Annotated in this window: 10 protein-coding genes; all 10 read left to right on the forward strand. The window is 55.5% G+C overall.

The features are described 5' to 3' along the window. Window positions 1–518: 518 nt before the first annotated feature. The 10 genes from ACP7AJ_RS07595 (at window position 519) to ACP7AJ_RS07640 (ending at window position 22,402) form a co-directional block, all read left to right on the forward strand. Window positions 519–3,728 (forward strand): SusC/RagA family TonB-linked outer membrane protein, encoded by a 3,210-nt coding sequence (locus ACP7AJ_RS07595; RefSeq protein WP_426059588.1) that lies wholly within the window; start codon window positions 519–521, stop codon window positions 3,726–3,728. 13 nt (window positions 3,729–3,741) lie between these two features. Continuing rightward, complete coding sequence (locus ACP7AJ_RS07600; RefSeq protein ID WP_426059589.1) at window positions 3,742–5,196, forward strand: SusD/RagB family nutrient-binding outer membrane lipoprotein; 1,455 nt, start codon at window positions 3,742–3,744, stop codon at window positions 5,194–5,196. Between the two features lie 220 nt (window positions 5,197–5,416). Next, a complete protein-coding gene (locus ACP7AJ_RS07605) occupies window positions 5,417–5,665 on the forward strand; it encodes a carboxypeptidase-like regulatory domain-containing protein (protein ID WP_426059590.1) in 249 nt (82 codons plus the stop codon). A gap of 234 nt (window positions 5,666–5,899) precedes the next feature. Next, entirely contained in the window at window positions 5,900–9,277 is a 3,378-nt protein-coding gene (locus ACP7AJ_RS07610; RefSeq protein ID WP_426059591.1) for a SusC/RagA family TonB-linked outer membrane protein, read from the forward strand. A 20-nt stretch (window positions 9,278–9,297) separates the two neighbouring features. Further along, window positions 9,298–10,674, forward strand: coding sequence for a SusD/RagB family nutrient-binding outer membrane lipoprotein (locus ACP7AJ_RS07615; RefSeq protein ID WP_426059592.1), 1,377 nt, complete (start codon window positions 9,298–9,300; stop codon window positions 10,672–10,674). Between the two features lie 347 nt (window positions 10,675–11,021). Then, window positions 11,022–14,267, forward strand: a complete 3,246-nt coding sequence (locus ACP7AJ_RS07620) for a SusC/RagA family TonB-linked outer membrane protein (protein WP_426059593.1) — start codon at window positions 11,022–11,024, stop codon at window positions 14,265–14,267. A gap of 17 nt (window positions 14,268–14,284) precedes the next feature. Continuing rightward, window positions 14,285–16,057, forward strand: coding sequence for a SusD/RagB family nutrient-binding outer membrane lipoprotein (locus ACP7AJ_RS07625; protein WP_426059594.1), 1,773 nt, complete (start codon window positions 14,285–14,287; stop codon window positions 16,055–16,057). A 35-nt stretch (window positions 16,058–16,092) separates the two neighbouring features. Next, complete coding sequence (locus ACP7AJ_RS07630) at window positions 16,093–16,740, forward strand: hypothetical protein (RefSeq protein ID WP_426059595.1); 648 nt, start codon at window positions 16,093–16,095, stop codon at window positions 16,738–16,740. A gap of 851 nt (window positions 16,741–17,591) precedes the next feature. Beyond that, on the forward strand, window positions 17,592–20,774 hold the full coding sequence (locus ACP7AJ_RS07635) for a SusC/RagA family TonB-linked outer membrane protein (RefSeq protein WP_426059596.1): 3,183 nt from the start codon (window positions 17,592–17,594) through the stop codon (window positions 20,772–20,774). 32 nt (window positions 20,775–20,806) lie between these two features. Continuing rightward, window positions 20,807–22,402: a SusD/RagB family nutrient-binding outer membrane lipoprotein gene (locus ACP7AJ_RS07640; protein WP_426059597.1), complete on the forward strand. Its 1,596-nt coding sequence runs from the start codon at window positions 20,807–20,809 to the stop codon at window positions 22,400–22,402. Window positions 22,403–22,415: the final 13 nt, after the last annotated feature.

The raw sequence follows: 22,415 nt of genomic DNA on the forward strand, positions 1-22,415 counted from the left end.
ACAAGAATAGGTCAAGGGAAATGAGGCCTGTAAACTAAAAGGGGGTCGTAGTACTAATTCCTCATAAGGCTCCGCTAGCTAAAATAGCTGCAAACAACAAGTAAGTCAACTAAGGCATGCTTTAGCATAGGATTACCTAGAGCCAACGACTGACTCTTAGGAGCAGAATTGCCCCTGGCCACAGACCTGCGCCTCTGGCTCCATCAAGCTTACCTGTACCCTCCTTTTAACGCTTTTCTCAACTGGTGCTTACCAGGAAAAATACTTAAATCAACTTATGTAAATCACTCTTTCAAGTGCTTTACCTCGACAGCCTAGACCTCAACCATCAAATTAATGACAGGATTAATGCATAAGCCTAATTGCATTTAACCCACTCTGGCAGTGATATTAACTTAGCCTTTAATTAGTGAAGAGAGGAGGCAACGGCATATTTATGCTATACTTGCCGGTAACTTTAATTATTTAAAAGCTTCTTTTCACTTTCTTTTCTCTTCACTCACCAAACTTTTTACCGCATGAAAAAATCATTATTGATGGTTTTTGCGCTCTTTGTGGCTCTGTTGCAGCAGGCCCAAGCGCAAGACCGCACCATTTCGGGTAAGGTGACCGACCGGTCTACTAACCAAGGCATACCGGGGGTTACGGTGCTTGCTAAGGGGACTACGGTAGGCACAGGTACCAATGCCGATGGCAGCTTCTCGCTGTCAGTCCCCAGTACTGCAACCACACTGGTATTCAGCTTTGTTGGTTATGCTAGTCAGGAGCAGCCTATTGGAGCTTCCAACACCATTGACGTTGCTCTGGTAACCGATACCAAGCAATTGAACGAAGTGGTGGTAACCGCCCTGGGCGTGGAGCGGACCCGCAACTCGCTAGCCTACTCGGCCACGCAAATTGAAGGGAGCGACATTACGGTGGCCCGTAACCCCAACGCGGTGAACTCGCTGTCGGGCAAAGTTGCCGGTCTGAACATTCAGCAGAACAACACCATGGGTGGCTCGACTAACGTCGTAATCCGTGGCACTAAGTCGATTGGTGGCAACAACCAAGCCCTTTTCGTAGTGGACGGTGTTCCCATCAGCAACTCGACTTCCAACTCTGCCGACCAGGCCACTGGCCGCGGTGGTTATGACTACGGTAACGCCGCAGCCGACATCAACCCTGACGACATTGCTACTACTACCGTGCTGAAAGGCGCGGCTGCCACAGCGCTCTACGGCGAGCGGGCTGCCAACGGGGTTATCCTCATCACCACCAAAAAAGGCCGCAGCGGCCGGGTAGGTGTTAACCTCAACTCGGGTGTCACCTTTGGTCGCATCGACAAAAGCACTTTCGTAAAGTACCAGAAAGAGTACGGCGCTGGCTACGGTCTGTACTACGGCCCTAAAGAGGATGCTTACTTCAGCCAGTTAGCCGATGGCACGCTGGTGGTTCCAACATCGGAAGATGCTTCCTATGGTGCTCGGTTTGACCCAAATTTGCGGGTGCGTCAGTGGGCTTCGTTTGTTCCTGGCATGCCCACCTTCGGCCAAACCACTCCCTGGGTTGCGGCTGAAAACGACCCCAGCAGCTTCTTTAAAACTGCTGTTTCGACGCTGAACAGCGTTACTGTTGACGGCGGCAGCGATGTAGCTACTTTCAAGCTCGGCTATGCCCACAACGACGAGCGGGGCGTATTGCCCAACAGCCGCATCACCAAGAACATTGTCAACCTGTCGGGCTCGTTCAATGTGACGCCAAAGCTGACCACCAGCGCTACCGTTAACTACTCGCGCGTAGATGGCCTGGGCCGCTTTGGCACTGGCTATAATGAAGAGAACTTAATGGGCAACTTCCGTCAGTGGTGGCAAACCAACGTTGACATTAAGGAGTTGGAGCAAGCTTATAACCTCAATCAGCAGAACAACACCTGGAACTTTGCTGATGCAGCGGCTGGCAACCTCTCGCCTATCTACTGGAACAACCCCTACTTTACCCGTTTCCAGAACTTCTCAAACGACAACCGTAACCGCACGTTCGGCAACGTTTCGGCGACCTACAAATTCTCTAACTGGTTCAACATCCTGGGTCGCGTTTCGGCCGACACCTACGATGAGCGGCAGGAAGAGCGTGCCAACACCGGCAGCGTGGGTCTTTCGGCCTACCGGCGCACAAACCGCGAATCGCGCGAATACAACTACGACCTGATTGGTAACTTCAGCGCCAACATCAACGAGAGCTTCTCGTTCCGCGGCCTGATTGGCACCAACATCAACCGCATCAACACCACTTCCATTTTTGCCAGCACCAACGGTGGCCTCGTGGTTCCTTCCCTGTACTCGTTGAGCAATTCGAAGGACCCAGTATCTCCTCCTTTCGAGCAGGACATCAGCATCGGGCGTGACGGCATATTTGCCAGCACCACCTTCGGTTTCCGCGAGCGGGTATTCCTCGACCTGACCGTTCGTCGTGACAAGTCGACCACCCTGCCTACCGGCAACAACACCTACGTTTACCCCTCGGCCGCCCTCGGCTACGTGTTCTCGGAAGACCTTAATGCAACCCTTCCTTGGCTTTCCTACGGCAAAGCCCGCGTTAACTATGCCCAGGTAGGCTCGGGTGCTCAGCCCCAGTCGGTGTTTGACATCTACACCAAGCCTACGGCTTTCGGCTCGGTTCCCCTGTTTGCTCTGCCAACGCGCAAAAACAACCCCGACCTGAAGCCCGAGCTGACTCGCAGCGCAGAAGCTGGTATTGAGGCAGCTTTTCTGAACAGCCGTTTCGGCTTCGACTTTACGGTTTACCAGCAGAACACCACTAACCAGATTATTCCGGTTGACATTTCAACCGCCAGCGGCTACCGCACCCGCGTCATCAACGCCGGTGAGGTCCGTAACCGTGGTATCGAAATTTCGGTTTTTGCTACGCCGGTTCAGACCAGCGACTTCACCTACCGCATCAATGCCAACTGGACGCACAACGATAACCGCGTGCTGTCGCTCATCGAAGGCACTGACGTCATCCAGTTGGGCACTTATCAGGGCGGTATCTCGTCGAATGCCATTGTAGGCCGTCCTTTCGGCATCCTGCGCGGCTCCGACTTTGTTTACCTCAACGGTCAGCGAGTGGTAGGCTCCAATGGTTACTACCTGCAGAACCCTGCCCAAGACATTGCCAACCCCAACGCCCGGTGGCGTGGTGGTGTGACGAACACCTTCACCTACAAGAATATTTCGCTAAGCGCCCTGCTCGATATCAAATCGGGTGGTCAGGTTTTCTCGCTCGACCGCTACTACGGCTTGGCTACGGGCATGTATGAGGAGACTGCTGGCCTCAACGACTTGGGCAACCCTTCACGTTTGCCCATCGCTGAAGGTGGTGGAGTGATTGTGCCCGGCGTAATGGCCGACGGTACGCCCAACACGACCCGTGTAGGCAATCAGTTTTTCGGGGTGTACGGCTATCGCCGGAACCCTGCGGCTGGTTTCGTATATGATGCCAGCTTCGTGAAGCTTCGCGAAGTTGCTCTGACGTTCGGCTTGCCCAAGGCCATGCTTACAAAAGTTACACTAATTAGAGGGGCTGACTTCTCCATTGTGGGCCGGAACTTGTGGATTATCCACAAGAACACCCCTGGCCTAGACCCTGAAGATGGACTCGGCGCTGGCAACCTTGCCCAAGGTTACCAGTCTGGTTCTTATCCTTCGGTTCGTACGCTTGGTGCCAACCTGCGTCTCAGCTTCTAATACAATTAAGCATATGAAAAAGACCCTTATTTTTTGCTCTGCGCTGCTTATGCTCTCGGGTACGTCGTGCGTCGACAGCCTGAAGGAGTACAACGTAGACCCCAAGAGTGCAACACTAGTGCCCGGCAGCACGCTGATTTCCGGCGCTGAGCGTAGCCTGGTTCGGCTGGTTACCAGCACAAGCGTGAACAACAACCCGTTCCGCTTGTATGTGCAGTACTGGGCAGAAACCACCTACTTCGACGAGGACATTTACGACATCGAAACCCGTACCATCAACCGCAACTTCTGGGACCAGATGTACACCGGGGTACTGGTTAACTTAAAGGAGGCTACCCGCCTCATCGATGCCGATGTCCTTCTGGATGCCAAAGTGAAGGCCAACCAAAAGGCGGCCGCCGAAATCCTGACGGTGTATACCTACGCAACGTTGGTTAACACCTTTGGCAACGTGCCTTACACGGAAGCATTAGATACCTCCAAGCCTCAGCCCAAGTATGATGACGCAGCGACCATTTACACGGATTTGTTCCGTCGTCTGGATGCTGCTATCGCCGCGCTTGACCCAAGTGCGCAAGGTCTTCGCGATGCCGACCTAATCTACAATGGCGACGTGGCCAAATGGATTAAGTTTGCCAACTCGCTCAAGCTACGTATGGCCATAACCATTGCCGATGTGGACGCCGCCCGGTCGAAGACGCTAGCAGAGCAGACCGTGGGTAAAACTTTTACCTCCAATGCAGACAACGCCTCCGTGACCTTTACCGGTGCTTCGCCGAACACCAACCCGCTGTATGAGCAGCTGGTGCAGAGTGGTCGCAATGACTTTGTTGGTGCAGCAACCTTCGTTAATCGCCTGAACACGTTGAACGACCCCCGTATCTCGTACTTCTTCAAGTTTGTAGGCGAAGGCACTAGCGCTCCCCAGCCTGGTGTATTCAAGGGCGGTACTACCGGCGTTGGCAACTCCTACAGCATCAACTCTGCTCCCGGCTCAGCCCTGGAAGACCCCACCCTGCCCGGCGTACTCCTTTCGTACTCCGAGGTTGAGTTCCTGCTGGCCGAGGGCAAAGAGCGCGGCTACGCGGCCATCCCCGGCACGGCTGAATCGCACTACAACGCCGCCGTAACGGCATCCATTCTCTCCTTTAACGGTACGGCCGCCGAGGCGGCTGCTTACCTGGCTCAGCCTTCGGTAGCGTACGCTACTGCCGGCGCCACTTACAAGGAGAAAATTGGTGTTCAGAAGTGGATTGCTTTGTACGACCAGCCAGTTGAAGCCTGGAAGGAAGTACGTCGTCTGGATTCGCCCCGGATTATAGCTCCGGCTGGTGCGCTGTCGGTGTACCCAGTGCGTTTCCCCTACCCCACGACTGAAAAGAGCCTCAACAAAGCCAACAATTCTGCCGCAGCAGGAGCTATTGGTGGAGATGACGTAGGTACTAAGATTTTCTGGGATAAGTTCTAAAGAACATATTCAACCAGAAGAAAAGGGGCTGCCAATTGTGGCAGCCCCTTTTTTGTGTTGTACACTAAGGTCGTGCTGCACACAGGCACTGCTGGGCTGGCGGGGTCCTTAAACCAGGGTGCTTATTGTAATTTTAGCTCTTGGCTAACTCCTTGTTATTCTTGCCTTTTTAATGGGCTGGATGTATTGGAAATCTTCGGCAAAATCAGTGATTTAAACTGTGGATAAAACTACCGCTTTACATTGTCTGCTTCTGTTTTTGGTGGGCCAGGGCTGGGCCCAAAGCCGACCCGTATCGGGCCGCGTGCTTGACAAGGCCACCAACGAAGGTCTGCCCGGGGTAAGTGTTATCGTGCATGGCACTACCGTGGGCACTGCCACCGACCTCGAGGGCCGCTTTGCGCTCAATATCTCGGGCCCCGAAGCTACCCTGCAGTTTAAGCTGTTTTGCTTGTCCAAATTCCCTTAAAGTGCCCTTTAATAGCACAGTTCCGCTGTTTAAAGCATTGAATTACTGAAGTAATTTGTCCTACTAAAGGCTATTAATAATTATATAATTAATTAGTCCTCTGGCAGTAAGCTGCTCTAATAATAGGCATTTAAGGTACCGCAGGCATTTTTATGCTATACTTGCCAATATTAACAGCGATTTATCCTTTTCTTTTTCACCCCTTTTCTCTTCACTCACCAAACTTTTTACCGCATGAAAAAATCATTATTGATGGTTTTTGCGCTCTTTGTGGCTCTGTTGCAGCAGGCCCAAGCGCAAGACCGCACCATTTCGGGTAAGGTGACCGACCGGTCTACCAGCCAGGGTCTCCCGGGAGTAACGGTACTAGCTAAAGGTACCACTGTCGGCACCAGCACGAATGCTGATGGCGGCTTCTCCCTGTCCGTTCCTGCTAGTGCTACCACGCTGGTATTCAGCTTTGTGGGATATGCTACACAAGAGCAGGCAATTGGCAGCGCTAGCACCATTGACGTTACTTTGGCAACGGATGCCAAGCAACTGAGCGAAGTAGTAGTGACAGCACTAGGCCTCACGGCCAACCGCGATGAGCTGGGTACGGCCCAAGCCACGGTACAAGGTGTGGCACTAGTACGCTCGGGTGAAACCAACGTCATCACGGCTTTGTCGGGCAAAACGCCAGGTGTACTTATCACCCGTACTTCGGGTGACCCAGGCGCCAGCGCAAACATTCAGATTCGGGGCGCCAGCACCATCACTGGCAACCTGCAGCCACTGATTGTGGTGGATGGTATTCCCGTGTTCAACTCGTCGGTAGGCGATGAAGGCATCCTGGTGAGCAATGGCGGTGCCGGCTCTAACCAGGTAAACGGTGTTGTGCAGCAGTCGCGTCTGGGCGACATCAACCCTGATGACATTGCGAGCATGGAAGTTCTGAAAGGAGCTGCTGCCAGCGCAGTATGGGGCACCCGCGCTGCCAACGGTGTAATCGTAATTACCACCAAAAAGGGCCGTGGTAACGCTAATGGCAAGCTCAACCTGAGCTATCGCACTAGCTACGGCATCGACCAGATTAACCGAGTGCCGGGCTTGCAGCGCACGTTTGGTCAGGGCACCAATGGCATCTACAACGGTACCACCGGCAACTCCTGGGGTGACAAGATAGCCGACCGCACGGGCGGCCCCGACAACGAAATCACTAACCCCTCAGCTCCGGGTTATAACGGTTTCATCACGTTTCCTGATGGCACGCGCCGCTACGCTGTGGCCAACGGCACGGCGTCCAACCCCCACGGCGGCAAAAACAGCCGCGAAACCTACGACCAGGCCCGTGCTCCTTTTACTACCGGCTCTACCTGGGATAACATCGCTACCCTTAGCGGTGGCGATAACGGGGGCAATTTCTACGTGAGCTTGGGCAATACCTACCAGAAGGGCATTGCTCGCTTCAACTCCGATTACGACCGCACTACGGCCCGTGTGAACGTTGACCGCCAGTTGAGCGACAAACTTCGCGCTTCCGTTAACACCTCTTACATCCGCACCCGTTCGAAGCGCGCCCAGCAGGGCTCCAACGTCAGCGGCATCTATTTGGGAGGTTTGCGCACCTCGCCTGACTTTGACAACAGCCGTTTTGTGGGCGACTACACTGACCGCAACGGCAACGTGTTTCTGGACCGTCAGGTGGGCTACCGCAACAAGATTGGCACTGTTTCAGGAGATGGCATCACCCGTACGGTGTACGACAACCCCCTCTGGACCCAGGACCGTGTGCAAAACACCAGCCGCGTAAACCGTTTTCTTGGTGCACTGGAACTGACTTACGACATCACTCCCTGGTTGAACATCCTTAACCGCACCGGGGTAGACACCTACGCGGACAACCGCCGTGCTTATTTCCCGGTTGGGGCCGCCGCCGCTGTGCAGGGTTCGCTTACGGAAGAAGTGATTCAGGAAACGCAGGTGAACAACGACCTGATTTTGCGGGCAAACCGCAGCCTGACCGAAAACATAACGATAACTGGTCTGATTGGCTACAACCTAAACGGGCGCCGCAGCTCCCAGGTAGGTGCTACGGCTACCCAGTTCATCAATCCTTTCTCGCCGCCGCAGCTCAGCAACACGCCGGCGTCAAGCCGCACGCCTTTCAACCTGGTGGTAGAGCAGCGGACCGCCGCCCTTTATGGTCAGCTCGACCTGGGTCTGTTCAACCAGCTGTTCCTTAGCGGCACGGTTCGGGGCGAACAAGCTTCGACTTTTGGCCCCGAGGCGAACAGCACGTTTATCTACCCTGCTGCTTCGGCGGCCTGGCAGTTCACCAAGCTTGGCGCACTCGCTGAGAACCGCATTCTGAGCTTTGGTAAGGCTCGCGCTTCGTTCGGCACCGTGGGTGTGCAGCCTACTCCTTACCTGACCCGCACGTACTACACCGGCGCCAGCAGCGCCATTATCGGCGATGGCTGGGGCACGGCTATCGACGCTGCCAATTACGGCGGTGGCTTTGTGCGCTCTACTACCCAAGGCAATGCTACCCTTAAGCCCGAGCGCAAAACTGAATTTGAAGGCGGCCTGGACTTGCGCTTCTTCAGCGACCGGGTGGGTTTGAACGTGACCGGCTATGCCAACAAAACGGTTGACGCCATCCTGTCGGTACCGGTGGCTGCTTCTACCGGTTTTCAGAGCACAAACGGCAACGTGGCTTCCATCCAGAACCGCGGTTTTGAGTTGAGCCTGGACGGCGACGTCATCAGAACGGGTGGCTTCACCTGGAACATTGCTCCGAACTTCTCGCTGAACCGCAACAAAGTGCTTGAGCTAGCCGGCGCCGAATCCATTTTCCTAACCGGTTTCACCGGCACGTCGTCGCGCGCTGTGCAGGGCCACCAGCTGGGCGCCCTGTGGGGCACTGAGTTTGGCCGCAATGAATCGGGCGGATACATTCTGGATGCCAACGGCTTCCCGACCTTGGCCGACGGCGGCACCGAGCGTGTGATTGGCGACCCCAACCCCAAGTGGCGCGGTGGCCTGAACAACACGTTCAGCTTCAAAGGCCTCTCGCTCAACGTCCTGGTTGACCATGTAAACAGCTTCGATGTGTGGAACGGTACCAAAGGTGCTCTCTACTTCTTTGGCACTTCCGACGAGCTGGAGCAGGAAACGACGGTTTCGGCTAGTGAAGCCGCAAATCTGCGCCGCTACAATGGCACCACAGTAGCCTCATCTTACCCGCTGGTTAACGGGAATTATACCTTCCGTGGCACTGTTGGCAACTTCGGAGGCAACAACGTGGCTCTCGACGAGCAGTGGTACCGCGCTGGCCTGGGCAATGGCTTCTCGGGCGGCCCGGCCAAGCCTTTCATTGAGAACGTGAGCTACACCCGTCTGCGCGAAGTGTCGCTGATATACACCCTCAACCAGGACTGGTTGCGCAACGCGACCAAGCTCGCTGGCATTGACCTGTCGGTAACCGGCCGTAACCTCTACCTCTGGACTAACTACACTGGTGTGGACCCTGAGACTAACCTGACTGGTGTTTCGAATGGCCGCGGCCTCGATTATTTCAACAACCCGAGCACTCGCTCGGTGATTTTCTCCATTAAGTTCACCTACTAGTCCTTAGGGGAATCCTCATCATGAAAAACATTAAACAATTCGTGCTGCTGGCTGCTATGGGCTTGTCTCTGGGCAGCTGCAATAAGCTCATTGAGGGTAGCGATATCAGCCCCAACTCGCCGCAAGACGCTCCTGCCGACCAGCAACTTACTGCTGCCCAACTGAGCATGGGCTTCTTTATGAGCGGCGAGATGCCGCGCCAGGCAGGCATCTGGAGTGGCATGTTTACCGGTGCCGACCGTCAGTACACAGGCCTCAACCTTTACAACACTGCCGCAGGCGACTACGACAATGCCTGGGCTACCGCTTATGCCACCACACTGGCTCAGACTCGTATTGTGTCGGAGAAAGCACAGGCCGTAAACAACCGCGCTCTGCTGGGCGTGGCGCAGGTAGTAGAAGCTCAGATAGTAGGTCAGATTACCGCTCTGTGGGGTGATGTACCCTATTCGGAGGCTCTGCGTCCTAATGCGCCAAGCAAGTTTGACGCTCAGGCCGATGTGTACGCCGCTACCCAGACCCTGCTCGACCAGGCTATTACAAACCTGCCCCTGAATGGCGTTTACACCCGCAGCCGCGACATTTTCTATCAAGGTTCGGTAGCGAAGTGGACGGCCGCTGCGCACTCGCTCAAGGCGCGACACTACCTGCACGTAAAGAACTACGCGCAAGCTGCTACGCAGGCTCGCCTGGGTATTTCCAGCAGTGTAGATGACATGGTAATGCCTTATGCAGGTTCGGCCTTTAGCGGCGATGTGAACCCGTATTACGACTTCATCGACTATAACCGTCCAGGTTACATCTCGGCTGAAGGTTCTTACGCACTGTCATTGCTGAACTCCCGCACAAACGCTAAGACTCTGGAAACAGCCCGTCGCGACTACTTCTACACCGAAGACGGCGACTACTATCCCTTCGACCTGAACTACATCGACGGAGCCTTTGCTGCGGATGCTGATGCGCCGCTGCTAACTTACGTGGAAACGCAGGCCATTCTGGCCGAGGCGCTAGCTCGCACTGGCAACCAGGCTGGTGCTTTGGCTGCGCTCAACAACATCCGCGCAGAGAATCGCTCGACGTTTGCAGGCACGGGTTCCCGTTATGTAGCTTTCACCCTGGCCGACTTTGCTGCTGGTGGATTGATGAATGGCGGTCTCACACCAGAAAAAGCCCTTATAAAGGAGATTCTCACTGAGAAGTACCTGAGCCTGATTGGTCAGTTGGAGCCCTTCCACGACCTGCGTCGTACTGATAACGAGATTGGGGTGCCCAAGAAGAACACAGCATCCCCTAGCCTGCCCCAGCGCTTGCTGTACCCGCAGAGCGAGGTTAACGCCAACCCGAACGTGCCGAATCCGATTCCTGGCGTGTTTGATAAAACGCCCGTGAACCGCTAAGCTGTTTGGTCAGCTAGCTAGCTTCCTGAAAAAAACCTGGTCCGCTTTGGGCCAGGTTTTTTTGTTTACTCAAGTCGAATAATCAACTCATGACTCTTGCCAGTTAGACACTAAACTTAGTGCTGGGCAGGGGGCGAAAATCCATAATAAAAATTGGTAGGCATTTACCAATTCTCGAGTATTGCTATTCAATTCGGCAACTGTAACTTACAATTCTAAAAGAGGTCATCGCTGGCCTTTACCAACACAAACCCACAGCGGCAAGCTTGTGAAGCTATCTAAACATTTCAGCTAAGAATTCGCGCCGCTTTCACTTATTTTCTCCCTCCCATCTTTCCCACAACTCAATGAAGAGAACCTTACTGCTAAGTCTGCTCTTGCTTCTGTTTTTGGTGGGCCGGAGCTGGGCCCAGAGCCGTCCCGTATCGGGCCGCGTGCTTGACAAGGCCACCAACGAAGGCCTGCCCGGGGTAAGTGTTATTGTGAAGGGCACTACCGTGGGCACCGCCACCGACCTCGAGGGCCGCTTTGCGCTCAATATCTCGGGCCCCGAAGCTACCCTGCAGTTTAAGTACCTGGGGTATGTAACGCTGGAGCAGGCAGTGGGACCTTCGGCGACGATTGAGGTGGCGATGGTGGTTGACGCCAAGCAGCTCGACGAAGTAGTTGTCACTTCGCTGGGCATTCAGCGGGAAAGGCGCGCGCTGGGCTATGCCGTGTCCGAGGTGAAGGCAGAGCAGGTGGTGCAGCGGTCCGAGCCGGATATCCTGCGCACGCTCACGGGCAAGGTACCGGGGGTGAACATTACGAGTTCGAGCGGAGTACCGGGGGCGTCATCGCGCATCACCATTCGGGGCAACACCTCGCTGCTGGGTAACAACCAGCCCCTGTTTATCGTGGACGGGGTACCCTACGACAACTCCCAGACCGAATCGGAAAACCAGCTGGTGCGAGGAGCGGGTTATTCCAGCCGCACGGCCGACATCGACCCCAACAACATTGCTTCTATTAATGTCCTGAAAGGGGCCGCTGCCGCCGCGCTCTACGGCTCGCGGGCCGCGGGAGGCGTCATCGTCATCACCACCAAAACCGGCGGTGGCCAGCGCGGGCCCAAAGGAGTGCAGCTGGGCTACAGCACGGGTTATTCCATCGAGAAGATTGCGGGCCTGCCCGAGTACCAGAACACTTATGGCACGGGCGCAAATTTTGGCAATGGCGGCAATGACTATGCTACGAACGGCTCGTGGGGTCCTGCTTTTGGCAGCGACATTGCGCCCCAAACCCTCCCCCACCCCCAGGCGGGCAATGCGAACCTGGGCATCCCCAGCGACGCCCGCATTCCCTATCAGGCCTATCCCAACAACGTTCGGGACTATTTTGACACGGGCCACCTGTATGAAAACTCGGTGTCGCTGACGGGTAGCGGCGACAATGCGACCTTCAGCACCATCGTGTCGCGCGCGGACCAAGCGGGCACCATTCCCAACTCAAAGTTTACGCGGAACAACATAAGCGCCGGCGGGTCGGGCCGCTTCGACAAATTTACCATCAACGGGGCCGTGGGGTATACCAATACCCAGCAGCAAGGGCCACAGCTCGGGGCTAACAACGCACGGGGCAGTGCCTCTGCCTTTGCGCGCACCCTCTTTATTCCGCGCAACCTCGACTTGCAGGGGCTGCCTTACATTGACCCCGTTACGAAGCAGCAGTACTTTGGCTGGCTTTCGGGCCAGGCCGACAACCCGCGCTGGAGCACCGAGAACAACCAATATACCTCCCGGGTGGACCGCATCACGGCCAGTGTTGGCCTTTCTTATGCCATCAAGGATTGGCTGACGCTTAGCTACATGGGTGGTTTAAACTCCTACACCGACAACCGCCGCACCACCGTGCGCCCCGGCTCCAACGGCTATGGGGGCGTGGGCAACGTGCTGGAAGATAATATTCAGAACACAGAATTGGAGCAGACTCTTTTGCTGAATATCAACAAGAATCTGACGGAGGATATCAGCCTACGCGCTTCAGTGGGTCAGAACATCAACCATCGGCAGCAGGAATTCCTGGCATATGCCGGGCGGGGCATCATCGTATTTGGCATTGACAACATCGAGAACACCAACGAAAAAAACACCAATGGCTACGACTTTTTCAGGCGCCGCCTGATAGGGGTGCTGGGCGACGTGACGGTGGGCTATAAAGACTGGGCCTTCCTGACGGCTACGGCCCGCAACGACTGGTCATCGACGTTAAACAAAAACGGAAGGCAGGGCCAAAGCGGGGGCTCCTACTTCTATCCCAGCGTAAGCGGTTCGGTGGTGGTGAACGAAGCCTTAGGCCTAGACTTGGCTTGGCTGTCGCTGGCCAAAGCCCGCGTGGCTTATGCGCGCGTGGGCCGCGATGCCCCGCCCTACACCGCAGGCCCCACCCGTTACCTTATCAATCCGTCCTTCGGGAATGCGGGCCAGGGTCTCGGCACCGAGTTTCCGCTCAATGGCACCCCCGGCCTGGGCCTGAGTGGGCAGATTGGCAACCCAGCCCTGACACCGGAGTTCACCACCGAGCTGGAAGTGGGCACGGACCTGTCGTTTTACAAAAACCGGATTACGCTGAGCGCTTCCTATTACGACCGCCGCTCGACCAACCAGATTGCCCCCGTAGACCTCCCCGTTTCCACGGGCTTTGCATCTATCGTGACCAACTTTGGCGAAATCTCTAATAAAGGAGTAGAGTTGGCCCTTACGGCCGTGCCAGTGCAGACCAAAGGCTTGACGTGGAGCACGACCTTCAACTTCACGCACAATAAGAACAAGGTAGAAAGCCTCACATCCGGCTTGGAGCAGCTGGCTTTTGGCACCGGTTTCACGGGTGGCGTTCAAGCCATTCTCAAGCCCGGCGAAGACTATGGCGTGTTTTATGGCTCGGCCGCAGCGCGCGATGAAAAAGGCAACTACCTCATCAACCCGGCCACGGGCTATATGATTGCCGAACTGAACCCCCAAGTGATTGGCAACCCCAACCCGCAGTTTTTGATGGGATTCATCAACCAAGTCACGTTTAAAGGCTTCACCTTGAACATGCTGGTGGACTACCGCAAGGGCGGCGACCTCTACTCTACTACCCTGGCCTCTTACCTGGGCCGCGGCGTGACTAAGGATACGGAAGACCGCAACCGCCTGGTTATCATCAAAGGCGTGCAGGGCGACCCCAACACCCGGCAGCCTCTGCGCAGCTCGGATGGCACGGCCATCCCAAATAACACTGCCATTTCCCTGAACGACTACTATTTCAGCTCGGGAGCTGCGGGCCTGGGCGCGTTCGACGAGAAACAGGTATACGATGCCACCACGGTCCGCTTGCGCGAGCTTTCTTTGGGCTACGACTTACCCAAGGCTCTGCTGGCCAAAACGCCATTTGGCGTTGTCAACGTTTCGGTTTCGGGGCGTAACCTGTACTGGTATTCGCCCAACATTCCGAAGTACACCAACTTCGACCCCGAAACCAGCACTTTCGGCGCCAGCAATCAGCAGGGGTTTGAGTACACCAATGCTCCAAACACCCGGCGCTACGGTGTAAACCTGCGGGTGAACTTCTAATCAGCCTCCTCATTTTCATGAAATTACGTAAATTTTATAGCGTGCTGGTTTTGGCTGGCCTGCTGGTGGGAAACCCGGGGTGTAAAGGCTTCTTCGACGTTAACGTGGACCCCCTCCGCCCCACCCAGGCCGACTTGCAGCAATTGCTGCCGGTGGCGCAAACGGCGGTATCGACTTACCTGGGCTTTAGCATTGCAGGCTTGGGCCAGCCCACCTCGGCGCTTATGCAGCAGCTCTCCAACGGGCGCGGCATTGGCACGTTTCAGCAAAATGGCGACTCCTTTAGCAATGCTTGGAATGGTCTGTATTCGGACATGCTTGCCAACAACGAGCTCATCATCACGAAGGGCACTGCCGAGCAGCGCTGGGGCTACGTGGGCGTAGCCCAACTGCAGAAAGCCTACGTTTTCAGCCAAATGGTCGACATGTTTGGCGACATTCCTTACTCAGAAGCTTTGCGGGGTGCTGGAAACACCTCGCCTCGCTTCGATAAAGATGCCGACATCTACAACGGCAATGCCAGCTTGGGCATTCAGGGCTTGTTTCAGCTGATTGACGAAGGCCTTGCCAACCTAGCCAAGCCCGGCGCATCCGTGCAGGGCACCGCCGATTTGTTTTATGGCGGGGCCATCAGCAAGTGGGCGCGGTTTGGTCGCACGCTGAAGTTGAAGCTGTACGTGCAGATTCGGAAAACCCGTCCCGATGCTTTCCGGCCCGAAGTAACCACACTACTGGCAGGCGCCCTCGCCAATACCGACGCGGCCGGATTGCTGGATGCCAACAGCGACTTTGAGTTTAAGTACGGCGCCTCAGAGTCGCCCGCCAACCGCAACATTGGCTTCCTGTCCGACTACGTCGACGTGGCCCGAGAGAACCACGTGGGCCGGTACCTGTACCTGTTCATGAGATACGGCGACGGTGCCCGCGTGTCCAACCCCGTGAATGTGCGCCCCGCTGACCCCCGCATTCCTTACTATTTTTTCAATCAGAATACCTCCCGAACCGTCGATTTGAGCGCCTTCGACTACCAGGACCCCAACGATGGACGCTTTGTAACGACGCGCCAGGGCAGCACGGGCCCAGCCAATGCCAGCGCCCTTTCATCGAGCACCCGAACCCTGCCGGGCCTTTACCCCATTGGGGGGCGCTACGACGACGGCCGCGGCGGCAACGCCAATACCACCTACGGTCGGGGTCTGGTGGCCCAACGCCTGCTGCCCTACTTCAGCCGCAAGTTTTTGGAGGCCGAAGCCCAGTTAGTGATTATGAATGACCGGGCCGCTGCCCGCACAGCGTTTCAAGCAGCCGTGCAAGCTTCCTTCGATAAAGTGAATGCCATTGCGCTGGCCGAAGGCACTCCCACTACGCCTACCACCACTTCGGGGGCGCCCTATCCTACGGCTATCCCGGCGGGCTCGCGGGCCCTGGCGCCCATTCCAGCAGCCGAGATTGCGGCCTACATCACGGCCGCCCTGGCCCGGTTCGATGGTGCCACCCCACTCCGCATCATCATGGAAGAGAAATACGTGGCCAGTTTTGGCATGGGCCCCGATATCTATACGGACTGGCGGCGAACCGGCTTCCCCGTCATCACCGTGCCCGACAACAGCAACATCGGCAACAACGCTGGCCTGGTCGAAGACAACGACCCGGTTACCCGCGGGGCTGGCCTCTTTCCCCGGCGCCTGTTCTATTCGCAACAAGACCTTACGGCTAACGCTAACCCGGCGGCTCCCAAAGGCCAAGTGGACCCTACCAGCCCTAACTATCGCATTTTCTGGGACCGCTAGGCCCGGGCAGTCTTCTCCCTATGTTTTTCATCCCAATGAAAAAACTCCTACTTAGCCTGTTAGTTGTTTCGGCTACTCTGGCTTCGCTTAGTTCGTGCCAGGACAGCAGCAAAATTCCGGCCCCTGACGTTACCAGTGTGCCGCTCATCTTCGCGAAGGCCAGCCCCGACCCGTCCAAAAACAGCTTTGATTTCCTGCGGGCGCGGGCCAGCATCAACGAGCTGCCCTCCCTCGCCAACCCCACCCGCCCGGTGTTTGAGTTTACAATAGACATTCCCGACCAGCGCGACGTAAAAATCAGAGAAGTGGAAGTGTACAAAAGCTTCTTGCGCGGCACCCGGCTGGGGCCTAGAGCCTTTGTTGGCGCATACAACACTTTCCCAGCCACAGTATCGCTCAATAGCCAGACTGCATTGACGGGCTTACAACAACTGGTATTTACCTCCAATGCCTCCCTCCCTTCCCTGAGCAGCCTAGTGGGGGCCACCCCCACGGCTCGGAACCCCATTTTCAATGGCGACATCATTGTCTTCACCTTCGAATATGTGCTGCAGGATGGCTCACGCGTGATTTTGACTCCGCTCACTGACGTCAGGCTGGACGATGGTAGCGTTGCTAAGGTCATTTCCGGCACCCAAATCAATCCTCCTTATGCCCTGTACGCCAAATTTCAGGCGCTCTAACCAATCCAGCTGAAGCAGTTTATCAAGCCCAAACAAGGCAAAAGCCAAGGAAACTCATCTAAGCCGAAGAAAAAGCAAAGGCCCCACCGGATTCCGGCGGGGCCTTTCCCATGCCGGGACCCCAAGCTAGACTCCGGGTCAAAGAAGATTCCTACTTGACTGCTCCCAGCGTCTCTGGCTTTCGAGTACTCGGGTTAAACAATGACGCAGGTGCCGACTGTGCCTAGCCAGCCACTAGCCCCTTCTTTTAGAATGCGCCCCTCCCCGAGTGCAAGGTCTTGCAGCGTAACGAACTGATGCAGCTTTTGTGAGAAATGACCTTCAACCTACGCTACGGCAGAAGAATACCCGCTAAATACTCTCCAGCATAAATCACTCCTACATTCTACTGGCGCAATACCTCTGGGCAAATTCCGGGCAAGAAGACACTACCTACTATTCTTCTTTGCTTCAATGGCCCATACCTACCCTGGAAACACCTATTTAGGCAACTGTAGCAATAATTTAAACTATTGGAAACCAATAATTCACACTGCAAACCCGGATATTTTTTATCTTTATGTTCGAGACTCTACCTACTTAGGTTTTCTGGTTAACTTCTATTTAGGAGTTAAATATAAACAATTAGATGAGACTTGTATCTGACATTAAATTATAAACTTTCCAATTATTAACTTTAAAATTACAACAAGACTCATAATAAAGCTAATTCAAAATTTAAGCGTATTCGCTAGCAGGTTTGAAATTTTCAATGTCCTGAAGCTTATTAAATTGTTAGAATGTGACAGTGACGCCCTATTTTTGATAACCAAAGACAACACCACCTTCAATTTTTTTTAACTTTTATGTCCATGAAAAGAATCTTACTCATGAGCTTGGTGCTCATGTTTACATTCCTTAACGGAGTAATGGCGCAAACGCGGACCATCTCCGGGCGGGTAACCGACCAAACATCTGGCGAAGGGCTGCCAGGCGTAACGGTATTGCTTAAAGGCACTACCAATGGCATCTCGACCAACTCTAGCGGTGCTTTTAGCTTAACTGTTCCTGAGAGCGGCGGCACCCTCGTATTCTCGTCAGTGGGTATGGCTACCCAAGAGCGGGCCATCGGCTCTGAATCGACCTTCAACGTTGCTTTGGCTCAAGACACCAAGCAACTGAGTGAAGTTGTGGTAACGGCACTTGGCATCGAGCGCGACACTCGCTCGCTGGGCTACGCTACGCAGCAAATCAAAGCTGACCAGATTTCGCAGAAATCGGAGCCCAACGTGCTGAACGCACTGCAAGGCAAAGTTGCTGGTGTTCAAATCACTACTGCCAGCGGCCTGCCCGGCGCTTCGTCGAACATCAACATCCGCGGCATAACCTCGCTCGGTGGCAGCAACCAGCCCTTGTTCGTAGTTGACGGTATTCCGATTAGCAACGACCTGGACCGCACCGCTAACAGCCTTTTTGGTGCTCAACAGTCTAACCGTGCTCTCGACATTGACCCCGAGAACGTTGAAAGCATCAACATCCTGAAAGGCCCAGCGGCCGCGGCCCTCTACGGCTCGCGCGCTTCTTCGGGTGCTATCATCATCACCACCAAAGCTGGTCGTAACGTAAACAAGAAGCTGGAAGTAACCGTGACTTCGGGCCTCTCGGCGCAGCGCGTGTATGGCCTGATAGACCTGCAGAACGACTATGGCCAAGGCACTGCCATGACCAACCTGCTAACCAACGGCGACCCTAACTCGGGTGGCACTGCTTCCTGGGGTCCGCGCTTCGGAACAACGCCCACTCTGTTCAACGGCTTGCAGTACCGCGATGCCGCCGGCAACCTCCAGACTTACGACTACCGCGCTTACCCCAACAACACCCGGGACTTTTTCCGCACGGGCCGCATTCTGCAGAACGGGGTTAACATTGCCGGGGGCAATGCTGACCAGAACGTGTCGTTGAACATCAACAACACGAACCAGGAAGGCATCACTAAGTTCTCTAAACTGAACCGCACCAGCGTGCAGCTGGGTGGCAACACCACGCTACTTAACAAGCTGAAGGCCGGGGGCTCGGTGAACTTCATCCAAACCAACCAGCTCGGCCCAGTACAGGGCAACGGTGGTTCGCCGTTTGGCCGCCTGAACGTAGTACCGCGCAGCTACAACCTGCAGGGCCTGCCCTACATTGACCCTGTTACGAAGCGCAACATATTCATTGGCACGGGTGAAAACCCTTACTGGAGCCTGGAGCGGAACTTCACGACGTCTAACCTGACGCGTTTCATCAACGTGGCCAACCTGAGCTATGACATTGCACCGTGGCTGAACGTGGCCTACCGCGCCGGCTTGGACACCTACACTGACCGCCGCAAGCAGGTGTACGACATTGGCTCGCAGCGCCAGGCCGCTGGCCAGTTGATAGACCAGTCCTTATTCCGCAGCGAAATCAACGGCGACCTGTTGGTGACCTTGAAAAAGGATAACATCCTAACCGAAGGACTCAATGCTAACCTGTTGTTGGGTCAGAACATCAACCAGCGCCGCGTGCAGGAAATATTTGCCCAAGGTGCCAGCCAAGTATTGCCCGACATCTACAACCTGTCGAACTACACCAACTACAACGGCACCAGCGAATCCGTCCAACTGCGCCGCCTGCTGGGCTACTATGGCCAGCTTTCGTTGGCTTACAACAACTACCTGTTTGTGGAACTGACGGGCCGGGCTGACCAGTCGTCGACGCTGCCTAAAGCCAATAACACGTTCTTCTATCCCTCAGCTACGGCAACGTTGGTGTTCACCGATGCCTTTAAGATTTCCAACGACATCTTCTCGTACGGCAAAATCCGGGGTAACATTGCCCGCGTGGGCCGTGACGCCTCTCCATACCTGCTCGACACCAACTTCCTGGTGGCCGGCCAAGGCAACAACGTAGCGAGCATCACCTTCCCCTTCGCCATCGGTGCGAACAACTTTGCTGGTTTCGACATCGGCAACCGCCTGGGTGGCGGCCAGGTGCTGACCCCGGAATTCACGCAGTCGTACGAAGCAGGCACCAATTTGGGCTTCTTCGGCAACCGTCTGACCTTGGACCTGACGTATTTCAAAACCGTTAGCGAAAGCCAGATTCTAGATGTGAGCACGGCTCCTTCTTCCGGCTTCCTGTCGCGCACCACCAACGTGGGCCGCGTAGACAACCAAGGCTTCGAGGCCCTGCTGAACGTGACGCCTGTGAAATCGAGCAACTTCCGCTGGGACGTGTCTGCGAACTTCACGCGCATTCGCAACAAGGTGCTTGAAATCTCGGAGGGTGTAACCGAGTCGTCCATTGGTGGCGGCGCCTTCATCGGCACCACTCCCTCGTTCATTGTTGGCCAGCCCTACGGCGTTATCCGCGGCGGTAAGAAGCCTCGCGTAACCGACCGCGACAGCGAGTTCTTCGGCCAGTACATCATCAACCCAGGAAACGGCTTGTGGGCTCCCGAGTTGCAGAATCAAATCATCGCTGACCCCAACCCCGAGTGGCAGGGCGGCATTAACAACTCCATTAGCTTCAAAGGCCTCACGGCTTCGGTTCTGGTGGACGCTGTTTACGGTGCCGACGTTGTTTCCTTCACCGCTGCCGGCTACAGAGGCGCAGGTGCTTTGAAAGAAACCGGTGTTGACCGCGAGGCTCCTCGCACGATTCCTGGTGTGATTGAAATTCGGGACACGGACGGCAAATTGACTGGCTACCGCCCAAACAACATCCAGATTGATGCCCAGACTTACTGGAGCAACTTCGGCTTCCAGAGCGACCTGAACGTATTCGACGCTACGGTATACCGCCTGCGCGAAGTATCGTTGGGCTACTCCCTGCCCAAAGGCCTGCTGGAGCGCACTCCATTCGGCCAGGCCAGCATCTCGCTGTCGGGTCGTAACCTGTTCTTCCTTGCCCCCAATGCTCCCTTCGACCCAGAGGTGAACACCCAGGGCGCTGGCAACATCCGCGGCCTGGAGCTGCAGGGCTCGCCAAATGCGCGCAACTACGGAATTAACCTGCGCTTCACTTTGTAATACGGCTTAAATACCGCTTTTCGAACTCAACAATGAGAAATACTAAAGTAATCGGGTTTGCGCTGGCAGGGCTGGTAACACTAGGCGGCGCAGGCTGCAGCGTGGACAAGTTCCTCGACGTAAACAATACACCTAACAACCCCATCACGGCGCCGCCGACAGTACTGCTGACCAGTACGGCTATTGGCACGGCTTTCTCCAACGGTAACGAAATCAACCGCATCACGTCGCTGCTGGTGCAGCACGTGGCAGGTGCGGCCAACCAGGCAGCCGGCCAGGACCGGTACAACATTCGCGGTGGTCTGGACAACCAGTGGCAGTTTGAGCAGTATGCTGGCGTTCTTCAGAACTCCCAGACCCTCATCGAAACGGCTAACAGTGTGAACAGCCCCGCCTACGCGGGCATCGGCAAGCTATTGAAGGCTTACAACTTTGCAATGGTGACCGACCTGTGGGGTGATATTCCTTACTCGGAAGCTCTGCAGGGCCTTAACAAGTTGCAGCCGCGTTTCGACTCGCAGGAAGACATCTATAAGGGTAACTCAGCTCTGGGCATCCAGAGCCTTGACGCTCTGATTAAGGAAGGCTTGGCCGACCTGGACGCGACAAGCACCCTAAAGCCTTCGACCAGCGATGACCCGGTGTACGCAGGCGACCTGGCCAAGTGGAAGCGGATGGGCAACACCCTGCGCCTCAAGCTAGCCAATACCATGAGCCGCAAGGAGCCGGCTTTGGCCCGCACCATCATCAACGAGGTTATTGCCGGTAACAACTTCATCAGCAGCAATGCCGACGATTTCGAGGTGCGTTTCGGTGGTGCCGTAGGCAACCGCAACCCCATTGCAGACTTCAATGGTGTCAACATTGTTAACCCGACGACCGGAGCGGTTACGGGCTCTACTACTCTGGTTGGTCAGCGCAACGTTGACATAATATTGAGCCAGCGCCTGCTCGACAGCATGGCCGTGCGGAACGACCCACGTCTGCCCATCTTCTTCAATACGGTTCCGGCTACTGCCGGTACCCCGGCTGCTCCCGTTGCAGGCGTTACCACCACCTCGGTTGGTACGTTCCGGGGCTTTCAGAACGGTGGCGTCGGTGCACTTCCTACAACTCCCGCTGGCCGTTCGAAGTACTTTACTTACCTGACCGGCAACAGCGGCGAGGCTCCTATTCGCTTGCTGACTAACTTCCAGCGCCTGTTCATCATGGCCGAATCGGCTTTGATACTGGGTACTTCGACGGGTGGTGCTGCTAACGCGCAAGCCCTGTACCGCGACGCCATCCGCGCTTCGATGACTAAAGCCGGTTTGACCAACGCACAGGTAGATGCTTACTTCACTGACAACCCCCAGGTGGCTAACCTCAGCACCAACCAAACTAAGGCGCATAACCAGATTATGACGCAGAAGTGGATTGCTTGGGTAGGCAACGGCTACGAAGCCTACAACGACTACCGTCGCACGGGCTTCCCCCGTTTGGCGCTGACACTGAACGCCGAAGGCGATAACCCAAACGTGCTGCCTAAGCGCTTTGTGTACCCAGCGTCCGAATTGTCGGGCAATGCTAACAACGCGCCCAAGAATGTGCCTGACACCACTGTTCCCGTTTGGTGGGACGTTGATTAATTGTCTGCACCTC

The sequence above is a fragment of the Hymenobacter sp. B1770 genome (assembly GCF_049896385.1).
Taxonomy (GTDB): Bacteria; Bacteroidota; Bacteroidia; order Cytophagales; family Hymenobacteraceae; genus Hymenobacter.

Bases quoted from the DNA above. Each gene is read 5' to 3' on its own strand.
- ACP7AJ_RS07620 (WP_426059593.1), top strand. From the start codon at position 11,022: ATGAAGAGAACCTTACTGCTAAGTCTGCTCTTGCTTCTGTTTTTGGTG.
- ACP7AJ_RS07595 (WP_426059588.1), top strand. From the start codon at position 519: ATGAAAAAATCATTATTGATGGTTTTTGCGCTCTTTGTGGCTCTGTTG.
- ACP7AJ_RS07600 (WP_426059589.1), top strand. From the start codon at position 3,742: ATGAAAAAGACCCTTATTTTTTGCTCTGCGCTGCTTATGCTCTCGGGT.
- ACP7AJ_RS07640 (WP_426059597.1), top strand. From the start codon at position 20,807: ATGAGAAATACTAAAGTAATCGGGTTTGCGCTGGCAGGGCTGGTAACA.
- ACP7AJ_RS07630 (WP_426059595.1), top strand. From the start codon at position 16,093: ATGAAAAAACTCCTACTTAGCCTGTTAGTTGTTTCGGCTACTCTGGCT.
- ACP7AJ_RS07625 (WP_426059594.1), top strand. From the start codon at position 14,285: ATGAAATTACGTAAATTTTATAGCGTGCTGGTTTTGGCTGGCCTGCTG.
- ACP7AJ_RS07635 (WP_426059596.1), top strand. From the start codon at position 17,592: ATGAAAAGAATCTTACTCATGAGCTTGGTGCTCATGTTTACATTCCTT.
- ACP7AJ_RS07615 (WP_426059592.1), top strand. From the start codon at position 9,298: ATGAAAAACATTAAACAATTCGTGCTGCTGGCTGCTATGGGCTTGTCT.
- ACP7AJ_RS07610 (WP_426059591.1), top strand. From the start codon at position 5,900: ATGAAAAAATCATTATTGATGGTTTTTGCGCTCTTTGTGGCTCTGTTG.